This is a genomic window from Rugamonas sp. FW305-51 (assembly GCF_058786935.1).
In genome coordinates this window covers 1-18,320 of sequence record NZ_JBYSZG010000044.1, presented here as the reverse complement: position 1 = coordinate 18,320, position 18,320 = coordinate 1, and the positions used below count along the sequence as shown (strand labels likewise).

General features: G+C 67.1%; 16 protein-coding genes and 1 tRNA gene. 15 read left to right on the top strand and 2 right to left on the bottom strand.

All coding sequences use genetic code 11. From position 1 onward, the window contains the following. Nucleotides 1–79 precede the first annotated feature (79 nt). The 15 genes from AC3WOS_RS23100 (at nt 80) to AC3WOS_RS23030 (ending at nt 17,400) form a co-directional block, all read left to right on the top strand. Complete coding sequence (locus tag AC3WOS_RS23100) at nt 80–796, top strand: putative metalloprotease CJM1_0395 family protein (RefSeq protein ID WP_492718923.1); 717 nt, start codon at nt 80–82, stop codon at nt 794–796. 52 nt (nt 797–848) lie between these two features. Next, nucleotides 849–1,061: a hypothetical protein gene (locus AC3WOS_RS23095; RefSeq protein ID WP_492718921.1), complete on the top strand. Its 213-nt coding sequence runs from the start codon at nt 849–851 to the stop codon at nt 1,059–1,061. Between the two features lie 68 nt (nt 1,062–1,129). Then, a complete protein-coding gene (locus tag AC3WOS_RS23090) occupies nt 1,130–2,188 on the top strand; it encodes a hypothetical protein (protein WP_492718919.1) in 1,059 nt (352 codons plus the stop codon). A 491-nt stretch (nt 2,189–2,679) separates the two neighbouring features. Continuing rightward, nucleotides 2,680–3,834 (top strand): methyltransferase, encoded by a 1,155-nt coding sequence (locus AC3WOS_RS23085; protein ID WP_492718917.1) that lies wholly within the window; start codon nt 2,680–2,682, stop codon nt 3,832–3,834. A 142-nt stretch (nt 3,835–3,976) separates the two neighbouring features. Beyond that, nucleotides 3,977–4,053, top strand: a tRNA-Met gene (locus AC3WOS_RS23080). 70 nt (nt 4,054–4,123) lie between these two features. Beyond that, nucleotides 4,124–4,828, top strand: a complete 705-nt coding sequence (locus tag AC3WOS_RS23075) for a hypothetical protein (protein WP_492718915.1) — start codon at nt 4,124–4,126, stop codon at nt 4,826–4,828. Between the two features lie 245 nt (nt 4,829–5,073). After that, nucleotides 5,074–6,732, top strand: a complete 1,659-nt coding sequence (locus AC3WOS_RS23070; protein ID WP_492718913.1) for an acid phosphatase — start codon at nt 5,074–5,076, stop codon at nt 6,730–6,732. A 317-nt stretch (nt 6,733–7,049) separates the two neighbouring features. Then, the gene (locus tag AC3WOS_RS23065; protein ID WP_492718911.1) at nt 7,050–7,274 is read left to right on the top strand and encodes a hypothetical protein; all 225 of its coding nucleotides are present in this window, start codon (nt 7,050–7,052) and stop codon (nt 7,272–7,274) included. Nucleotides 7,275–7,385: 111 nt separating this feature from the next. Next, nucleotides 7,386–8,798, top strand: a complete 1,413-nt coding sequence (gene dbpA, locus AC3WOS_RS23060) for an ATP-dependent RNA helicase DbpA (RefSeq protein ID WP_492718909.1) — start codon at nt 7,386–7,388, stop codon at nt 8,796–8,798. A gap of 353 nt (nt 8,799–9,151) precedes the next feature. After that, a complete protein-coding gene (locus tag AC3WOS_RS23055; protein ID WP_492718907.1) occupies nt 9,152–10,270 on the top strand; it encodes an acyl-CoA dehydrogenase family protein in 1,119 nt (372 codons plus the stop codon). 10 nt (nt 10,271–10,280) lie between these two features. Next, the gene (locus AC3WOS_RS23050) at nt 10,281–11,141 is read left to right on the top strand and encodes a phosphate/phosphite/phosphonate ABC transporter substrate-binding protein (protein WP_492718905.1); all 861 of its coding nucleotides are present in this window, start codon (nt 10,281–10,283) and stop codon (nt 11,139–11,141) included. Beyond that, nucleotides 11,119–12,321, top strand: coding sequence for a ferritin-like domain-containing protein (locus tag AC3WOS_RS23045; RefSeq protein WP_492718903.1), 1,203 nt, complete (start codon nt 11,119–11,121; stop codon nt 12,319–12,321). The genes AC3WOS_RS23050 and AC3WOS_RS23045 overlap by 23 nt, the downstream gene beginning before the upstream one ends. 206 nt (nt 12,322–12,527) lie before the next feature. After that, nucleotides 12,528–12,989, top strand: coding sequence for a MarR family winged helix-turn-helix transcriptional regulator (locus tag AC3WOS_RS23040; RefSeq protein WP_492718901.1), 462 nt, complete (start codon nt 12,528–12,530; stop codon nt 12,987–12,989). A 23-nt stretch (nt 12,990–13,012) separates the two neighbouring features. Beyond that, complete coding sequence (locus tag AC3WOS_RS23035; RefSeq protein WP_492718899.1) at nt 13,013–13,861, top strand: CPBP family intramembrane glutamic endopeptidase; 849 nt, start codon at nt 13,013–13,015, stop codon at nt 13,859–13,861. Nucleotides 13,862–14,169: 308 nt separating this feature from the next. Further along, nucleotides 14,170–17,400, top strand: coding sequence for an EAL domain-containing protein (locus AC3WOS_RS23030; protein WP_492718898.1), 3,231 nt, complete (start codon nt 14,170–14,172; stop codon nt 17,398–17,400). 79 nt (nt 17,401–17,479) lie between these two features. On the opposite strand, the gene AC3WOS_RS23025 is transcribed toward AC3WOS_RS23030, so the two are convergent. Together AC3WOS_RS23025 and AC3WOS_RS23020 are read right to left on the bottom strand one after the other, a co-directional pair. Further along, complete coding sequence (locus AC3WOS_RS23025) at nt 17,480–18,073, bottom strand: hypothetical protein (RefSeq protein WP_492718896.1); 594 nt, start codon at nt 18,071–18,073, stop codon at nt 17,480–17,482. After that, the coding region (locus tag AC3WOS_RS23020; protein WP_492718895.1) for a hypothetical protein at nt 18,036–18,320 on the bottom strand (285 nt) is incomplete at its 5' end. The genes AC3WOS_RS23025 and AC3WOS_RS23020, both read right to left, overlap by 38 nt.

Here is an 18,320-nt window from a genome sequence, read left to right as displayed (position 1 = left end):
TTAAATTGCAACCATTTGCTACAGCGACGCGGCCATGGATTTGCTATGATTCAGACAAGTCTGAGCCACCCACGCCGCCATGAGCACAGTTGCCATACCAGCCAGTGCAAGCGCCCCGCCCCCGGCGCCACAAGCCGCTGCGTCCGTCGCCACCGGCCAAGGCGCTGCCGCCGGCCAGACCACGGCGAGCGGCCAGACCCGCGGCGCCGTCCGTGCCGGCACCGCCGACGACCATGCCAGCGCCGGCGCCTCACCTGGCGCCCCCGCCCCTTCCAGCACCACCACGCTGACGCCGCAGGCGCTGGCCCTGATCGACAAGCTCAAGGCACGCGACACCGAGGTGCGCCAGCATGAACAAGCCCACCTGGCGGCGGCCGGCGGCCTGGCCGTCTCCGGCGCCGCCTACACCTACCAGCGGGGACCGAACGGGGTCGACTACGCCGTCGGCGGCGAAGTCCATATCGACACCTCGCCCGGACGCACACCCGAGGAAACCATCACCCGCGCCCGCACCATCCAGGCCGCCGCACTGGCGCCGGCCGACCCGTCCGGCCCCGACCGCGCCGTGGCGGCCCAGGCGCAACAGCTGGAACAGCAGGCCCGGGCCGAGCTGGCCGCGGCGGCGACGCAGCAGGCCACGGCCGGGCGGACCGCGGCGACGACGCAGCGGGCCACAGCCGGGCGGACCGAGGGCGCGCAAGCGGCGCCGCTGCAGCCGCCGCCATCGTCCGAGTCGGTCCGGCGCGCCTACGAGATCGGCCCGCTGGCCCGGCCCCGCCTCGACGTGGTGGCCTGACCGTGGCACGCTGATGATAGAATCGCGCCTTTGCCCGCGGCTCGCCCATATCATGCTCAAAGCTCCACGCACCCTCACGTTCAAATGCGCCAAATGCGGCAAATCGGTCCAGGTCTTCCTGCAGAAGGTGTCGGCCTGCTCCCACATCCAGCCATACCAGGGGATTTGCCAGTGCGGCGAGGTCAAACGCCACGCCACCGGCCAGAAGGATGCGGTCCAATCCTATCTGGAATCGCCAGACGGTAGCTGGTCGCACCACCACTAATTGTCAAAATACCCTCAAGTTTTCCGGACCGAGGCCGTTAATTTCAGTACCGTCCTCAGGAAACTGCCATGTCCAACATCTCCGCACTCGGCGCCCGCACGTTGCCGGCGCAAGCATACCCTGCCGCCCATCCGCAGGCCGATGCCCGGCCGCCACGGGTTCCCACGTCCGGGGCGCCGGCCAGCGACAGCGCCATTTCACTGTCGAACAGCGGCATCGACCTGGAAAAACGCCTGTCCTCGCTCGGCAATGCGACGGTAGACCTGGCCCAAAGCCTGCTGGGCAGCTTTGCCCAGTCCCTGTTCGGCGATGCCGGCAAGGGTGCCGCCATCTCGTTCGACTCCGTCAGCCTGGATGCGCAATCGAGCTTGGGCGCGGCCGTGCAGCACAGTACCGGTCCCAATGGCAGTACCGATGCGGCGGCCGTACAGCTGACCGACAGTACCCACTTCCTCGGCAAGGGCACCATCACCACTGCTGACGGCCGCAAGTTCGACTTCGAGATCGAAGTCCAGTACAGCGACCAGTTCACTGCCGCAGCGGGCCAGCACAGTGCCAACCCGGTTCCCGCACAGAGCGCCAGCGGCAAGCCAGCCAGTGCCGGTACCGCCGCCAGTACAGGGCAGGCCAATAGTGCGAACAGCAACGGCCTGCCGACGGTGCAGTTCCCTAACGTCGACTTCCCCGGCACGCTGGCCGACCTGTTCCAGCTGATCGGGCGCAACCTGCAATCGAGCCTGTCCGTCAATCCCGGCGGCGACCAGGGCAATGGCAACAATATCGACCGTACCACCTTGCGCAACCTGTCGCTGCGACTGTTAAGCCTGGTCGACAGCAAGCAAAAGGACGCATACTCGCCTGCTAACGGTGCCGAAACGCGCGCGAAGTCGGTGGCCGATGCTTATGGCACGCCAAGCTCCGCCACCGATCCGGCGCAGTCGGCCACGGCGGCCAGCCCTGTCACGGCTGCCCCGACGACGGCGACGACGGCGACGTCCGCCACGGCGGTGCCAGCCAACGAGCCGGCCGCGACGACTGACGCCACGGCAGCCGGGGACACCGGCGCCGGCGCCTCTGCCGCAACGGCTGACGCGAACTCCCCGGCCAGCACCGCGCTGGCTGCCTGACCTCGGGCAAGGCTGCGTCAGTTGCCTGCGCTCGGGCAAGGCTGCGTCAGTTGCCTGCGCTCGGGCAAGGCTGCGTCAGTTGCCTGCGCTCGGGCAGCGCCGAGTGAGTTGCCTGACCTCGATCCGCACGGCAGTGGTTCCCCGACTTCGGCCAGCACCGCGCCAGCTGCCTGCCTCCGGTCTTCAGCCGTTCAGCCCTTCAGCCCCCCTGCGCCGGCTGGCACGCCCTGCCTCCCGCGCCGGACCGCCGCCGCGGCGCTTGCCCGTTCAACCATCGCACAACCGCGCCGCACCGCCACCGCACCGCCACGTATAATAGCGGCCACACTCGCGCCGCCGCGCAGCCCGGCCGTCAGGCAGGCGCGCACGGCGCGGCCGCCGGCCGGCGCCACTTTGCGCCCCTGTCCGGCCCTTATTCACCCTACCGATTGCCCCAAGATGCCCGTTCACTTCCCCGCTCCATGCTCCCCGCAATTCCCGCAGGTGGCGCCATGACAGCCCAGATCCAGCACATCCACTGGCAGGAAAACGGCGCCGAACAGAGCGCCCGCTGGCGTTCCGAGGCGGGCATGCCCCCGCCCAAGCGCGTCGTCATTGCCGACGACCGCACCAACGCCGACGTGGCCTACCGCCTGGCATGCGAAGGAACGGCCCTGCTGTGGCGCGGCGACTTCCAGAATGCCCGCCAGTTGCTGCAGGCGCTGGCACGGCGCGCCGACCACAAGCACGGCAAGAGCGGCAAGAAGGCCAAGGAACCCAAGCTGCCCGCTACACCGACTGAAGCATTCCACCTGCACCGCCAATCCCAGTCGCAGCGGGCCCGCACGCTGGCCATGCTGCTGATCCCCTTCGACGCCGACTACACGATTCCGCTGCGCCGCGCGCCGGACGTCAAACTGGCCTGCAACGAAGCCTATGGCCGCAGCGACGAGCCGTTCATCGCCTCGCTGCGCGAGCTGCTCGGCCTGATCGGCGCCCATGAATGGCGCCGCACCGGGGTCGAGATTCCGGCGCTGGGCGCGCGTATCCACCCCCACTACGGCGTGTTCTCCCCGGTGCGGGGCGAATATGTGCAACTGGTGGCCGACACGCCACTGCCGGCCGGCGCCAAGCTGGCCTTCGACATCGGCGCCGGCACCGGCGTACTGTCGGCGGTGCTGGCCAAACGGGGCATCACCCGCGTCGTCGCCACCGACCAGGACCGCCGCGCGCTGAGCTGCGCGCGTGAGAACCTGGCGCGGCTGGACCTGGACCAGCAGGTCGAACTGATCGAGGCCGACCTGTTCCCCGAGGGCCGCGCGCCGCTGGTGGTGTGCAATCCGCCGTGGGTGCCGGCGCGCCCCAGTTCGCCGATCGAATACGCCGTCTACGATCCGGACAGCCGCATGCTGCGCGGCTTCCTGGACGGGCTGGCGGCCCACCTGGCGCCCGGCGGCGAAGGCTGGCTGATCCTGTCGGACCTGGCCGAGCATCTGGGCCTGCGTCCGCGTGAACAGCTGCTGGGCTGGATCGCCGCGGCCGGCCTGAAAGTGCTGGGCCGCCACGACGTCAAGCCGGTGCACCCGCGCGCGGCCGACGCCAGCGACCCGCTGCACGCGGCCCGCGCCGCCGAGGTGACGTCGTTGTGGCGGCTGGCTGCCGCCTGACGCGGAAGCGCAAGTGGCAACGGGGGCCGCAGCCGCCCCCGGCAAATATAAGCGCCGCTTACGGAAATCGCAGGAATATAAGCCCATCTTATTTGAGCACTTGCGCAATGCAGCAAGGCTCTATATAATTCGGGCACACAGACGCGGGGTGGAGCAGTCTGGCAGCTCGTCGGGCTCATAACCCGAAGGTCACAGGTTCAAATCCTGTCCCCGCAACCAAATTCGAAGCCGCTGATTCTTGCAAAGGAATCAGCGGCTTTTAGTTTTCTGGCCATCGATGGAGCATCCCATGCGCTTGACCGCCAAGCACCTCCCTTCCCTGCGTGCCTGCCTGGCCGCGGCCCTGGCGTTTGCCACCGTTGGCGCGGCCCATGCCGCCGACGTGGCCGCCTGGCCGGACAACTACCTATCCAGGCTGCAGGCGCTGGCCCTGCTCCAGACCGTCAACGCCAACATCCTCGCCAGCACCAGCGCCACGCTGACATTGGAACAATGGTGCGGTGACCACGCCATGAGCAGCAAGGCCAAGGTGACGGCGCATCTGCAGCGCGGCATCGTCAAGGAGGCCACCGCGGCGCAACGCGAACGGTTGCAGGTCGGCGCCGACACCCCCGTCAAATATCGCCGGGTCCAACTGTATTGTGGCGACCACCTGCTATCCGAGGCTGACAACTGGTATGTACCGGAACGTTTGAGCGCCGCCATGAATCGCCTGCTCGACGAAACGGACACCCCATTCGGCAAGGCGGTGCTGCCGCTGGCCCCGTACCGCCGCACCTTCGCCACGAAAATACTATGGTCGCCGCTACCGGACAAGTGGGAAACCGGCCTGGCGTCCGTAGCCACCGCAGTGCCAGCTTCGACGCTCGAGATTCCAGCCGCCCTGTTCGAACACAGCGCAGTGCTCTACACGGGAACGCACCTGCCTTTTTCGGAAGTGCGCGAAACCTATCAGCGTGGCCTGCTCGACTTCTCCCCGCCGGCGACGAGATAGGCGACGCCAGGACCAGCCGCCATAGCCGGCACCGTCCACCTTCCGGAACGACCGCCGCGCCCCGCACGAGCCAGGCGACGCCAGCCTGGCTGCCCGAACCGGCACATCCGCCGCGCGGACGAAATCACCCCGGATTCCGCAAATAGTCTGAGACGCTCGCTTTCCAGTTTCTAGGCAAACTGTCACAATTGCGCCTACCACAACCCACCGCCCGGACACCGTCCGACATCACCAAGGAGCAGCGCGTGAACGACAAACCAGAAGGCCAGCACCATCCAGAAGACGATCTCCCGGCCAACCCCGCGCGCCGGCGCATCTTCCAGGCTGCGACGGCGGTCGGCCTCGCCAGCGCCCTGCCCGAACTGACGGAAGCGGCACCCGCCCACAAAACGGTAAAAGGCTCGCTGGACGCCAAGTTGAAGGCCCACGTCAAGCACGTGGTGGTGATCTACCTGGAAAACCGCAGCTTCAACAACCTGTTCGCGAACTTCCCCGGCACCCAGGCGCCGCTGTCGGCCGTGACGCCGGCGGCCTGCCTGCAGCGCGACCGCAACGGCAGCGTGCTGCCGGTGCTGCCCAAGGTGTGGGGCGGCATGGTGCCCAACACCCAGGATATCGGCGGCAAGCAGTATTCGATCAAGGAAGACCAGATCAAGGACCTGCCCAACGGCCCGTTCAAGCTGGTGGATACGGAAGGCAAGCCGCTGCCGGAAGCGGTCATCACGCGCGACCTGTGGCACCTGTTCTACCACAACCAGATGCAGATCAACGGCGGCAAGAACGACGGCTTCGCGGCCTGGGGCAACGCCGGCGGCCTGGTCATGGGCTACTACGGCGAGACCAGCAAGAACCTGGGCCTGTGGAAGATCGCCGAACAGTACACCCTGTGCGACAACTTCTTCATGGCGGCCTTCGGCGGCTCCTACCTGAACCACCAGTTCCTCATCAGCGGGCGCACCCCGGAATACTTCAACGCGGCCGAGACGGCGGCGAAGAAAAAGATCGCCGTACTGGAAGACGGCCCGCAGGGCACGCGCCTGGCCGTGGCGCCGGACTGCCCCGGCGCGCTCGATGGTCCGCCCAAGTTCGTCAACGACGGCGCCATCACGCCCGACGGCTACGCCGTCAACACCATGGCCCCGCCCTACCAGCCTAGCTACATCCGTCCCGCGCCCGGCGGCGATCCCCTGCTGGCCGACCCGGCCGACGCCAACACGCTGCCGCCGCAGACCTACCGCACCATCGGCGACCTGCTGTCGGCCAAGGCCGTGAGCTGGGCCTGGTACGGCGGCGCGTTCCAGGCCGCGCTCGACGCGCGCGGCGGCGGCGCCAAGCCGAACTTCCAGTATCACCACCAGCCGTTCAATTACTTCAAGCAGTACGCACCCGGCACGGCCGCGCGCGCCGCGCACCTGCGCGACGGCGGCCTGGGCGACAGCCCCATCTCGAACAAGTTCCTGGCCGACGTGGTGGCGGGCAAGCTGCCGGCCGTGACCTTCTACAAGCCGCAAGGTAACCTGAACCTGCACGCCGGCTATTCGGACGTGGAGTCGGGCGACCAGCACATCGCCAACGTGATCGAGCATCTGAAGAAGTCGCCGCAGTGGCACGACATGGTGGTGGTCATCACCTTCGACGAGAACGGCGGCTGGTGGGATAACGTGGCGCCGCCCAAGGGCGACCGCTGGGGCCCGGGCTCGCGCGTGCCGGCCATCGTCGTCTCGCCTTACGCGAAAAAAGGCCAGGTCGATCACAGCTTCTACGACACCACCTCCATCCTGCGCCTGATCACACGCCTGCACGACCTGCCGCTGCTGGAAGGCCTGGCCGCGCGCAATGCCGCCTTCGCCGCCCGCGGCGCCCTGCCGCCGGGCGACCTGACGGCGGCGCTGAGCTTCCGCTGACCTTCCGCTGACCTTCCGCCGGGCGCTGTCTACACGGTCCGCCATGGCCGGCCGCTTGATGCCAGCCCCGCACGGACGGCGCAGCGGCAGGCCCGGGCCGGCCGCCGCGCCTTGCCTGCCGGGGCGGCCCGGCGGACTGGCCCTCCCCGGCCAAAACGGTTTGTGATACACTGCACGCACTATTTACTGAGCCCGACTGCTACAGCCGGGCTTTTGTTTTGAGCGGCGCATTTTTCGCGCCGCACCGTTCAAGCGGTCCGCAGCCAGGACCGCTCCACCGCCAGCGCAGGCGCGCGCGGTGGGCATGAGGTTTTTAAATGAGAGATAAAAAAGACAACGCGACGTTCGACTTGCCCGGCTTTTCCCCCGCCGCGCCGCTCGAACCGGAGCCCAAGCGCCCGCTCGGCCCGCGCCCCAGGCGCAACACGCTCCAGCAGGTACAGCTCGAACTGCTGGAGCCGACCGACACCACCGGCCTGCCCGTGTGGACTCGCGACGAAAACCTGGACCTGACCGGCCTGCCGGTCTGGGCGCCAAACTAGCCCTTCCTGTGCATCCGCCCGTGCGCGGATGCATGCATCGCACAGTGGCTCAACGCTGCGTTAGCCTGTTAGACTGTGCCCACCCCCGCCATCCTTACCCGGTCTGCCACCATGAACCAAGATTCCTTTTCCAGCCTGCCGCTGACGCCCGCCTTCCTGGCCAACCTCGACACCCTCGGTTATCACCAGATGACGACGATCCAGGCCCAGAGCCTGCCGGCCGTGCTGGAAGGACGCGACCTGATCGCCCAGGCCAAGACCGGCAGCGGCAAGACGGCGGCATTCGGCATCGGCATCCTGCAAAAGCTCAACCCCGCATGGTTCGCCACCCAGGCCCTGGTGCTGTGCCCCACGCGCGAACTGGCCGACCAGGTGGCCAATGAGCTGCGCCGGCTGGCGCGCAGCGTGGGCAACGTCAAGGTGCTGGTGCTGACGGGCGGCGCGCCGATGCGCCCCCAGATCGCCTCGCTCGAACACGGCGCCCACATCGTGGTGGGCACCCCGGGCCGCATCCGCGACCACCTGGGCCGCGCCACGCTGGACCTGTCCAAGGTGCAGACGCTGGTACTGGACGAGGCCGACCGCATGACCGACATGGGCTTTTACGACGAAATCGCCGGCATCGTCAGCGCCTGTCCCACCCGGCGCCAGACGCTGCTGTTCTCGGCCACCTATCCGGACGACATCCGCCGCGCCACCGCCTCGTTCCTGATCGACCCGCTGGAAGTGACGGTCGAAGCCCAGCACGACAACAGCCAGATCGAGCAGCGCTTCTACGAGATCGGCTTCGATGAGCGCAACAGCGCCGTGGCCCGTTTGCTCAACCACTTCCAGCCCGTCTCCACCATCGCCTTCTGCAACACCAAGGTGCAGTGCCGCGAACTGGCCGACGCGCTGCGCGCCCAGGGCTTCTCCGCACTGGCACTGTACGGCGAACTGGAGCAACGCGATCGCGACGAGATACTGGTACTGTTTGCCAACCGTAGCTGCTCTGTACTGGTGGCCACCGACGTGGCGGCGCGCGGCCTGGACATTCCCAACCTGGAAGCGGTCATCAACGTCGACGTGTCCAAGGACACGGAAGTGCACATCCACCGCATCGGCCGCACCGGCCGCGGCGGCGAAAAAGGCCTGGCCCTGTCGCTGTGCGCGCCCAACGAAAAGAAATGGGTCAAGCTGATCGAGGAATACCAGAGCGCGCCCGTCGAATGGCACAAGCTGGCCGAGCTGAAGGAAGACGAATACGCCGTGGCCGAGGCGGCGCCCATGATGACGCTGGTGGTCCAGGGCGGCAAGAAGGACAAGCTGCGCCCGGGCGACCTGCTGGGCGCCCTGACCGGCGACGCCGGCCTGCTCAAGGAACAGGTGGGCAAGATCAACGTGTTCGAATTCCAGACCTATGTGGCGCTCGACCGCCGCATCGCCTACCAGGCCTTCGAGCGCCTGAGCAAGAACAATCCGCTGGGCGGCGATTTCGGCGCCATCAAGGGCCGCAACTTCAAGATGCGCTTCATCGAAGTGTAAGTCCCACGCCCGGGCCGGCCATATCGGCTTTGCAACGGGCGGCATCCCTCTGCTACACTGCGCGCACCATCGGGTTTGTCTCAAACCGGTCCGCCGTAACGCCGCGTACACGTTCCTCCGAACTGTACCGGGTCTGACGGCCCGCGCGTGGCTGGTGCGAGCGACGAACACGATGGCATGTACCGTTTCCAAGCGCTGCCAGCACGCAGGTCGAGCAGAACATATAGAGGTGCGCCATCCATGCGCGGATTTTGTCCGCCCATTCCGCGTTCGCGCGGGCGTCGGCCCGTCGCCGCTTCTCTCTGTTTGCCACCGCAGCCGGCAGCGTCCCACCGTTTTCATAAAGGGATGCCATGACCTACCTGCACCAACTCGACGCCATCGTCCAAGACATCATCGCCCCGGCGGCGCAAACAACCGACCGCGAGGCGGCCTTCCCGCGCGCCGCCATCCGTGCGCTGGGCCAATCCGGCCTGCTCGGCCTGGTCAGCGCCACCACCGTCGGCGGCATGGGCCTGGGCCTGGCCGAGGCGGCGCAAGTGGTCGAGCGCATCGCCAAGGCCTGCCCATCGACGGCCATGGTGGTCTGCATGCACTATTGCGCCACCACCGTGCTGGAAAAGTCGGGCGGCGACGCCGTGCGGCGCGATATCGCCGCCGGCCGCCACCTGAGCACCCTGGCCTGGTCCGACACCGGCTCGCGCAGCCACTTCTGGGCCCCCGTGGGCACCGCCCGCGCCGACGGCGACCAGGCCGTGATCGACGGCAGCAAGACCATGGTCACCTCGGCTGGCGAAGCCGACTCCTACGTCTGGTCCACCGGGCCGATGGCCACCGAAGGGGCCAGCTCCCTGTGGCTGGTCGACAGCAAGGCCGCCGGCCTGAGCGAAGTCAAGCAGTTCGACGGCCTGGGCCTGCGCGGCAACCGCTCCTCGCCACTGACGGCCAAGGGGGTGCGCGTGGCGCGCGCGGCCCTGCTGGGCACGGACGGCGGCGGCTTCGACGTGATGATAGGCGCCGTGCTGCCCGTATTCGCGACCCTGATCGCCTCGTGCTCGGTCGGCCTGATGGACGCCGTGCTGGAAGCGGCCTGCGCCCACGTGAGCGGCAACCGGTTCGAACACCTCAACAGCGCGCTGGCCGACCTGCCCACCATCCGCGCCTACATCGCCCGCGCCCGCATCCAGGCCGACATGGTGCGCACCCTGCGCGACGATACCGTGGCCGCGCTGGCCCATGCCCGCCCGGATGCCATGCTGCGCGTGATGCAGGTGAAGGCGGCGGCGGCCGAAGCGGCGCTGGAAGTGAGCGATACCGCCATGCGCGTCTGTGGTGGTGCCGCCTTCCGCAAGGACCTGGGCGTGGAACGCTACTTCCGCGACGCCCGTGCCGCCTCCGTGATGGCACCGACCTCCGATGTGTTGTTCGACTTTATCGGTAAGGCCGTGTGCGGCATGCCGGTATTCGGTTAAGGAGTGTGCGATGACCAAACCGCTGATGATGGGCGCCGTCGCCTACGCGCCGAAAGTCGTGACGATCTGGGAAGGCTTCAAGGAATACTTCCGCCGCCATGGCTTCGAATTCGACTACATCCTCTACTCCAACTACGAACGCCAGGTTGAAGCCCAGTTCGACGGCAGCATCGCGCTGGCATGGAATTCGCCACTGGCCTGGGTGCGGGCCGACCGCATGGCCCGCGCGCGCGGCCAGCAGGTGCGCGCCGTCGCCATGCGCGACAGCGACTGCGACCTCACCTCCGTCCTGGTCACCCGCGACGACGCCAGCGCCCCCGCCACGCTGGCCGCGCTGGCCGGCAAGGTGATCGGCTTTGGCGCCATCGACTCGCCGCAGGCCCACCTGATCCCGCTCGACCACCTGCGCCAGCACGGCCTGGTGGCCGGCCGCGACTTCACGGCCCGGCGGTTCGACGTATTGGGCGGCAAGCACGGCGACCATATCGGCGGCGAACGCGACGCCGCGCTGGCCCTGATGGCCGGCGAAATCGACGCCGCCTGGATGATCGACGGTAACCACATGGCCTTCTCGCGCGAAGGCATCCTGCCGGCCGGCGCCACCCGCATCCTGAGCCGCACCGGCGCCTTCGACCACTGCAACTTCACCGTCAGCCCCGGAGCGCCGCAGGTGGCCATCGCCCGCTTCACTGAACTGCTGCTGGCCATGCGCTGGGACGATCCGGACGTGCGCCCGCTGCTGGAGCTGGAAGGGCTCAAGGCCTGGCTGCCCGGCCGCACCAGCGGCTACGATGCCCTGATCCGCGCCACCGACGACGAGCGCTTCTACGATAAGGAAGGGAAGATCCTTGCGACCGATTATCGATATTGAGGCGCTCGGTTTCGACGCCGGCGCCCACCTGCTGGTCAAGCACGCCCTGCTCGACGTGCCGCCCGGCGGTGAGCTGGACGTGATCGGCGCCAGCGCGGGCTGGGACAGCCAGTTGGCGGCTTGGTGCCGCAGCCAGGGCCACCCCTGCCAGCTTGGCGAACGCGATGGTCGCACCGTGGCTTGCGTCACGCGCGGCCACGCCCAGGCCGGGCGCTGGCGCGGCGCCATGCAGACCGGCCATGCCGACCCCGCGCACGACGGCGCCGTGGCCGGCCATGCGCAGCCGCGCTGGGGCCTGGCCGCGCGCGGCGCCACGGTGGAAGCGGGCTCGCCGGCCATGCACTTCCGGCTCGACCAGAAGAGCGAGGTGTGGACCGGCCGCGCCGCCGACCTGTACGCGCAGGCCGCCGCCGCCCAGTGGGACCCGGAAACGGCCATCGACTGGAACGCCCCGTTCGAGCTGCCCGACATCGTGGAAGACGCCGTGGTGCAGGTGCTGACCTACATGATCGAGAACGAAGTGGCGGCGCTGGTGGTGCCGGCCCGCTTCCTGGGCCAGCTGCATCCGCACTACCGCGAAGTGCAGGCCGTGCTGGCGATCCAGGTCGCCGACGAGGCGCGCCACATCGAGGTCTTCACGCGCCGCCTGCGGCTAAAGGGCAAGGAGCCCGCGCTGTCGACGGCCGGCGGCCAGAACTCGCTGAAAACGCTGCTCGACGAGGCCGACTTTTCGGTGGCCGAGTTCCTGCTGTCGGTGCTCGGTGAAGGCACTTTCGTCAGTCTGTTGCAGTTCCTGCACACCTACGCGCCCGACCCCGTCACGCGCCAGATCGCCCGCCTGGCCGCCCGCGACGAGGCGCGCCACGTCGCCTTCGGCATGACGCACCTGGCCGCGCGGCTGGAACAGGAACCCGCCTTCCGCACCCGGCTGGCCAACGCCGTCCAGTCGCGCAACGACGCGCTGTCGGGCACCTCGGGGCTGAACGAGGAAGTGTTCGACGCGCTGATCCTGCTGGCGGCCGGCGAATTCACACCCGCCGCCATCGCCAATGGCTACCAGCGGGTACAGGCACTGATGGTGGATATGGCCGAGGGCCGCCAGGCGCGGCTGGAAAAGCTGGGTTTTGCCAAGGATGCGGCGCAACAGCTATCCGCGCTACACACCCGTAACTTCATGTAGCCGCGCGCAGCATCCCATCGGCCTCAGGTCCGTCGCCCCCGTCGATCGAACGGGCGGCGTCCAGGACAGGACAGGCGCCCGGCAGCCGGGCCGATGCGGATCTGCCACGTGCGGCAAGCCGGGCAGCACAACCAGCGACAAACTGTTTCGGTAGACATGCGCCCAAAATATATAAGCACTTATGGAAATAGTGCTACTATAACCACATGAAACAAGGACTCGGCACCCAGTTACGACACCTGACCGAATTGCTCGACGGCGCGGTCCAGCAAGCCTATGCGGAAGCCGGTCTCGATTACCGGCCGCGCTACACGCCGGTGATGCGGGTGCTGGCGCAGCAGCGCAGCGCCACCATCGGCCAGCTGGCCGAGATTGCCGGCATCACCCAGCCGGCAGCCACGCAAACGGTGGCCCTGATGAAGAAGGAAGGCCTGCTGCAGGTGGCAGCCAGCGACGACGACGGCAGGCAGCGCGTGGTGCGCCTGAGCGCCAAGGGCGAGGCGATGCTGCCGCAATTGCAGGCATGCTGGCAGGCGACCAAACACGCGGCCGACAGCCTCGATGCGCAGCTGGCGATGCCCCTGTCGGCCTGCCTGGCGCAGGCCATCGCCGTCCTCGGCCAGCGTTCCTTCGGCGAGCGCATCCGCGACGCCGGCAAGAAAGCATGACCCACCCACTGACGAAAGCGACCATGGAAAATACCCTGACCATTGCAAGCCACAAAGCGTCTCTGGCATCGCGCCTGATGGACCATCCCTTGATCCGCATCGTACTCGGCGTCGTGCTGACGTTCGCGCCCGTGCCGCTGACCATGATCGCCGCCTCCAGGCTGGTGGCCAAGCCCTACCGCATCATGTGGCCGCAACTGCTGGCGGCCGCGCTGGTGTGGTGCGGCTACCATTTTTATGTGCGCCGCGTCGAGAAGCGGCAAGCAGCCGAACTGGCGACGCCGGGCATGGCCCGTGAGCTGGGCAACGGCCTGCTGCTGGGCGCCGGCCTGGTAGCAGCCACCTTCGCCGCGCTGGCCGCGCTGGGCGCGTACCGCTTCGGCGGCATCAACAGCCCCAACCTCATGATGCTGATGCCGCTGGCCGAGCTGCTGCTGGTCGCCATGACCGAGGAGATGATGTTCCGCGGTGTGCTGTTCGGCGTCACCGAACGTTCGCTGGGCAGCAAGCCGGCCATCGTGATCTCCGCGCTGGTGTTCGGCCTGGGCCACCTGCCCAACGAAGGCGTCTCGCTGCTGGCGGTGGGCGTGATCGCCGCCTATGGCGTACTGCAGGCCGCGCTGTACATGAAGACGCGCCGGCTGTGGATCTGCATCGGCACCCACATCGCGTGGAACTATGGCGTGAGCCAGGTGTTCGGGGCAACCGTGTCGGGCCATGCGACCAGCAATGGCTTGCTGCGCGGCGAACTGGTGGGCAATTCCATGCTGACCGGCGGCGCATTCGGCGTGGAAGGCTCGCTGCTCGCCCTGCTGCTGGTCGCGGCCACCGCCGCGTTCTCGCTGCGGCTGGCCTTTGCCAGCCGGGTGTAAGGCAGTATCGGCGGCAATGGGCGCCCCGTGCCGGTCCAGCTAGCGCGATGCAACCCGTCCCATCGCCGTAGCGCCAACATCCGTCTTCCAACGCTGCCGACGACACCCGCAGCTTACGCGGCACCGCCTATGGCCGGCTTCTGATACGATGAATTCGTTAACGGATTCCACGCATTCAATGCGACGCCCGGCAGCGCGAACAGCGGCCCCGGGCCACTTCGGACAGGTCGACCATGGCTCACCGCAAGCGAAGACCCAAGCTACGTGGCGGCATTTCTCCTCACTGGAAAATGACCGGGCGCCCGCCCGTGCCAGCCTTGCCACTGGCCGATCCGCTCGCCCATTTCGATCAACTGTTTGCGGACAGCGCCTACCTGGCCTTCCTGCTGGACCCCGACGGCCGCGTGCTGGCCGTCAATCGCCATGGCCGCAAGCTGCTGGGCCCGGCCGCCACGCCGGGCGCGGCCGCCGCCGGCCTGTATGCGCCATGGGCCGCCGCCGTCCTGCTCGAACAGGCACTGCCATTATCCAGGGCGAACGGGTGCTGGCGCGGCGAACTCGACATGCTCGATGCGCACGGTGGCCCGCTGGCGATGTCGCAGATGGTCGAATGGCGGCCGGCCGCGCAAGGTGTCGGCAGCGGTTGCTACCTGTGCCTGTCGTTCGACCTCAGCGATTACGACACCTTCCAGTCGCTGCTGCGCTTCAAGCGCCTGTTCGACCATCATCCGCATCCAATGTGGGTGTACGATCTGGCCAGCCTGCGCTTCATGGTGGTCAACCTGGCCGCGATCCGGCTCTATGGCTACACCGAAGCGGAATTCCTGGCGATGACGATCAAGGATATCCGCCCGCCCCAGGACCTGGAACGCTTGCACGCCAACCTGGCCGCCGCGCCGCGCCGGGGCAGCGAGCAGGCCGGCTGCTGGACCCATTGCCGCAAGGACGGCAGCCGGCTCCAGGTCGAGGTGTCGTCGCATTCGGTCACCATCGCCGGCCGGGCCGCGCGCTTCGTGCTGTGCCATGACGTGACGGCGCAGGTGGAGACCGAGGCGGCGCTCTACGCCTCGCGCGAACTGATGCAGCTCATTATCAACCAGATGCCGCACCAGATCTTCTGGAAAGACCTGGCGGCGCGCTACCTCGGTTGCAACACCGTGTTCGCGCAGGCGGCCGGACTGGCCTGCAACGAGGACGTGGTGGGCAAATCGGACGATGAATTCCACTGGTCGCACAACGCCGTGCGCATCCGCGCCGACGACAGTGAGATTATCCGCACCGACCACGCCTTGCTCAACCAGGAGGAATACCTGGACCGGCCCGACGGCAGCCGCCAGTGGTTCCTGATTAACAAGGCGCCGCTGCACGACCGCGCAGGCCGCATCATCGGCGTGCTGGGCACCATCGAGGACATCAGCGAACGCAAGCGCGCCGAGCTGGCCATGCTGCTGCAGGCGCGCGCGCTGGACGCGAGCGTCAACGCCATCGCCATCGTCGCCAGCACGGCCGGCGGCGACCAGATCGAGTATGTCAATCCGGCCTTCGTCCAACTGACCGGCTACGGGGCCGAGGAAGTGCGGCGCCACAGCCTGCAGCTGCTGCTCGATGGCGGCGACGACCCGGCCGACCGCGCCGTGCTGCAAACGGCGCTGCAATCGCGGCACGACGCCACCGTCCTGCTGCGCCACTACGACAAGCAAGGCCAGCCATTCTGGGCCAAGCTGCACGTGGCGCCCGTGCATGCCCATGACGACGGGGTGAACCACCATGTCTGCGTGCTGACCGACATGACCGAGACCATCCGCTACCAGCAGCAACTCGAGCACCAGGCCAGCCACGACGCACTGACGGACCTGCCCAACCGCCACCTGCTGGCCGACCGGCTGGAGCAGGCCATCGGCTATGCGCAGCGTTATCAGCACGCGGTGTGGGTCGCCTTCATCGACCTGGACAACTTCAAGCTGGTCAACGACAGCCTGGGCCACCAGCAGGGCGACCAGCTGCTGCGCACGGTGGCCGACCGGCTGCGCGCCTGCGTGCGCGACAGCGACACCGTGGCCCGGCTGGGCGGCGACGAATTCACGCTGCTGTTGATGGAAACGCCCCATTCGCCGGCCGCCGCCAGCCTGCTGCGGCGCGTGCTCGAGGCGGTGACGGCGCCGGTCATGCTGGGCGAACGGCGGCACACGGTCACCTGCAGCATCGGCGTCAGCATCTGGCCGCAGGATGGCGGCGACCCGCAGCAGCTGCTGCGCCAGGCCGACATCGCCATGTACCGCGCCAAGGAGTCGGGCCGCAACCAGGTCCAGTTCTACGAAGCGGCCATGCACACCCGTGTGACCGAGCGCACCGTGATCGAGGCCGAACTGCGCCACGCGCTCGAACGCGGTGAACTGAGCCTGCACTACCAGCCCAAGGCCAGCCTGCGCTCGGGCGCCATCCAGGGCATGGAAGCGCTGCTGCGCTGGCAGCATCCCACGCTGGGCATGGTGTCGCCGGCGCGCTTTATCGGCGTGGCCGAGGAAACTGGCCTGATCGTGCCCATCGGGCGCTGGGTGGTGCGCACCGCCTGCGCCCAGAACCAGGCCTGGCAACGCGCCGGCCTGGCGCCGCAGCGTATCGCCGTCAACCTGTCCTCGCGCCAGTTCAACGATCCGGGACTGGTCGACGACATCATTGCGGCCCTCGTCGACAGCGGCCTCAAGCCCCAATACCTGGAACTGGAGCTGACCGAGAGCCTGATGATGGACAACGTGGGCGCGGCGGTGGAAGTGCTGGCGCGCCTGAAAAAAATCGGCGTGGCGTTATCGATCGACGATTTCGGCACCGGCTATTCCAGCCTGGCCTACCTGCGGCTGTTCCCGGTCGATTATTTGAAGATCGACCAGTCCTTCGTGCGCGACATGCTCAGCGATCCCAAAGTGGCGGCCATCGTACGCTCCATCATCGGGCTGGCGCATAGCCTGGACTTCAAGGCCGTGGCCGAGGGCGTCGAGACGGCGGCCCAACTGGCCTACCTGCGCCGCTACCAGTGCGACGAGATGCAAGGCTATTTCTTCAGCCGTCCGCTGCCGGCCGCCGACATGGCCGAGCTGCTGCGCCAGGAACGCAGCCTGCCGGCCGACAGCCGCGGCGCCGCCGGCCGCCAGACGTTGCTGCTGCTCGACGACGAACCCAATATCCTGGCCGCGCTCACGCGCCTGCTGCGGCGCGACGGCTACACCATCCTGTGCGCCAACACGGCGCAGGAAGCGTTCGCGCTGTTGGCCATCCACGAGGTGCACGTGGTGGTCAGCGACCAGCGCATGCCGGGCATGAACGGCACCGAGTTCCTCAGCCGCGTCAAGAAGCTCTATCCGGGCACGGTGCGCATCATCCTGTCGGGCTATACGGAATTCGAATCGGTGCTCGGCGCCATCAATCGCGGCGAGATCTACCGCTTCTACACCAAGCCGTGGACCGACGAGGCCATGCGCGAGAGCATACGCGAGGCGTTCCAGTACCATCAGCTGATCCATGGCCAGCCGTGCGAAGGCTAGCGCACCGCCAGCGACATGGTGGCCGGGAACGGGGAAGCCGGCCACGCCAGACATGGCGCGGCAGACTGTGCTGGCCCATTCATTTGCCGGCGCCCCGCGAATCGCCCACTGTTGATACGGTCGTTTCGTAAGTCTTAAGGTCGACAATCGCTTTTTGATACTCCCGAGATTTGATGATGCGCGGCATATAGCGGATGGGCCGGCGCGACTTCTTCAGCATTGACACCCCTGACAGGCTTCCACGCGCGCCGCAATACCCGCTGCAGGTCGCTTCGCCATCCGGGCTCAAGCGGTCGGTAATCGTTAGCGCGTCTTTAGATTGCGAGATCGTCAAGGTGCAGGGTGCCCCGCCGTTGTACGCTTTTTCGGGATCGTGGAAAACAAATCGCCCTTGCTCATAGCCGGCCATGCCCGAGATCGAACAGGAATGGCCGTTATAGAATGCCAGCTCGGCCCGGATGTAGATGTGCGTGTCGCTGTAGGGGACGATTTCCACAATATCCTCGGACTCGTAGGGCTCGTCAGCCTCCATCGGCGCCTTGCCGGTCCCAATGATTCCATTCATGAAACGGTGCTTGTAGACGCCTGCCATATCCGTCATGACCTTGGCAGGCGGCACCTCGGCGGCAACTGCGTTAATCGCAAACGCCATTAATAAAAATAGCAATTTCAAAGGAACCTCGCAAAACCTGTCTTGTAAACGAAAAAACAATTCGTTGCACTGACACATGAAAAACTAGCAATGACAATGCGAAATAAATTTCAGCAATCCCAACTTGGCAGTATCTTTGTATAAGTGGCAGCTTCCGCCCCAAATCGGACACTAACATGTTGAATGTAATGAGTCGGACCTGAACAATTGAACGGAGCCTGATTCTAAAGGCGAAACGTCCAAAAAACGCTGCTGAAATTTGCAAGGT

Coding starts and splice junctions, on each gene's coding strand:
- AC3WOS_RS23100 (WP_492718923.1), top strand. CDS start 80: ATGAGCACAGTTGCCATACCAGCCAGTGCAAGCGCCCCGCCCCCGGCG.
- AC3WOS_RS23040 (WP_492718901.1), top strand. CDS start 12,528: ATGAAACAAGGACTCGGCACCCAGTTACGACACCTGACCGAATTGCTC.
- dbpA (WP_492718909.1), top strand. CDS start 7,386: ATGAACCAAGATTCCTTTTCCAGCCTGCCGCTGACGCCCGCCTTCCTG.
- AC3WOS_RS23055 (WP_492718907.1), top strand. CDS start 9,152: ATGACCTACCTGCACCAACTCGACGCCATCGTCCAAGACATCATCGCC.
- AC3WOS_RS23090 (WP_492718919.1), top strand. CDS start 1,130: ATGTCCAACATCTCCGCACTCGGCGCCCGCACGTTGCCGGCGCAAGCA.
- AC3WOS_RS23075 (WP_492718915.1), top strand. CDS start 4,124: ATGCGCTTGACCGCCAAGCACCTCCCTTCCCTGCGTGCCTGCCTGGCC.
- AC3WOS_RS23035 (WP_492718899.1), top strand. CDS start 13,013: ATGGAAAATACCCTGACCATTGCAAGCCACAAAGCGTCTCTGGCATCG.
- AC3WOS_RS23065 (WP_492718911.1), top strand. CDS start 7,050: ATGAGAGATAAAAAAGACAACGCGACGTTCGACTTGCCCGGCTTTTCC.
- AC3WOS_RS23050 (WP_492718905.1), top strand. CDS start 10,281: ATGACCAAACCGCTGATGATGGGCGCCGTCGCCTACGCGCCGAAAGTC.
- AC3WOS_RS23095 (WP_492718921.1), top strand. CDS start 849: ATGCTCAAAGCTCCACGCACCCTCACGTTCAAATGCGCCAAATGCGGC.
- AC3WOS_RS23085 (WP_492718917.1), top strand. CDS start 2,680: ATGACAGCCCAGATCCAGCACATCCACTGGCAGGAAAACGGCGCCGAA.